Source organism: Streptomyces inhibens (assembly GCF_003389455.1).
Lineage (GTDB): Bacteria > Actinomycetota > Actinomycetes > Streptomycetales > Streptomycetaceae > Streptomyces > Streptomyces inhibens.
The window spans coordinates 1-1,664 of the sequence record NZ_QUAC01000292.1; the positions used below are offsets into that span (position 1 = coordinate 1).

The following is a 1,664-nucleotide window of genomic DNA, read 5'->3' on the forward strand; positions in this document are numbered from 1 at the left end:
GGTTCGGGGGTGGGGGGGGAGCCACGGCGCGTTCGGCGCGGCCAGGGCGGGGCTCCCTCGCGAACGGACGCGTGGCCGGGGCGGAGCCGTCTCACGAACGGACGCCTGGCCGGGGCGGAGCCGTCTCACGAACGGACGCGCGGCCGGACGGACCCGCCTCGCAAACCGACACATGACCGGGGCGGAGCCGCCTTTCGAACCGACATGTGGCCGGGAGTGTCCGACCCCCGCCGTAGAATTCACGCGTGGCAGGCAGGATCAACGATGACGACGTGAAGGCGGTACGGGACGCGGTCCCGATCGACGCCGTCGTGTCCGAGTACCTCCAGCTCCGCAACGCCGGCGGCGGCAACCTCAAGGGCCTGTGCCCCTTCCACGACGAGAAGTCCCCGTCCTTCCACGTCAGCCCGGCCAAGGGCCTCTACCACTGCTTCGGCTGCCAGGAGGGCGGCGACACCGTCGACTTCATCATGAAGCTCGACCACCTCTCCTTCGCCGAGACCATCGAGCGGCTCGCCTCCCAGGCCGGCATCACCCTGCGCTACGAGGAGGGCGGCTACACCCCCGGCCGCCAGCAGGGCGAGCGCACCCGCCTGGTGGAGGCCCACAAGGCCGCCGCGCAGTTCTACGTCGAGCAGCTGGACGGCCCCGAGGCCGAGATCGCCCGTAAGTTCCTCGCCGAGCGCGGGTTCGACCAGGCCGCCGCCCAGCATTTCGGCGTCGGCTACAGCCCGGCCGGCTGGGACCACCTCACCCGCTTTCTGCGCGGCCGCGGCTTCAGCGACAAGGAGCTGGTCCTCTCCGGCCTCTCCCAGGAGGGCCGCCGCGGCCCCATCGACCGCTTCCGCGGCCGTCTGATGTGGCCGATCCGCGATATCGCCGGCGAGGTCGTCGGCTTCGGCGCCCGCAAGCTCCGCGACGACGACAACGGCCCCAAGTACCTCAACACCCCCGAGACCCCCCTCTACCGCAAGTCCCAGGTCCTCTACGGCATCGACCTCGCCAAGAAGGAGATCGCCAAGACCAACCGCGCGGTGGTCGTCGAGGGCTATACGGACGTCATGGCCTGCCACCTGGCCGGTGTCACCACCGCCATCGCCACCTGCGGTACGTCCTTCGGCGAGGGCCACATCAAGATCCTCCGCCGCCTCCTGATGGACAACTCCGGCTCCGAGGTCGTCTTCACCTTCGACGGCGACGCCGCGGGCCAGAAGGCCGCCCTGCGCGCCTTCGAGGACGACCAGAAGTTCGCCGCCGAGACCTCCATCGCCATCACCCCGGGCGGTATGGACCCCTGCGATCTACGGCTCGCCAAGGGCGATGCGGCCGTCGCCGATCTCGTCGAGGCCCGCACCCCGCTCTTCGAGTTCGCGCTGCGCCATGTCGTCTCCCGGCACAACCTCGACACCACCGTCGGCCGCGCCGCCGCCCTCGACGAGGCAGCCCCCATCGTCGCGAACATCAAGAACAGCGCCATCCAGCACGAATCCGCCGTCCAGCTCGCCGGCATACTCGGCATCCTGGACACCCAGTTCGTCGTCCGCCGGGTCAGCCAGCTCGCCCGCTGGGCCCGCGAGCGCGGCCGTGAGGGCGGCGGTCCCGACCAGGGCCGCCAGCAGCGCCGCGGCCAGGCCCCGCCCCCCGAGCAGGCCCGCACCGCGCCC

Annotated in this window: 1 protein-coding gene; it reads left to right on the top strand. The window is 71.5% G+C overall.

From position 1 onward, the window contains the following. Positions 1-245 precede the first annotated feature (245 nt). Positions 246-1,664: DNA primase (gene dnaG, locus DY245_RS32995; RefSeq protein ID WP_128510836.1), on the top strand; the 1,419-nt coding region annotated here is incomplete at its 3' end.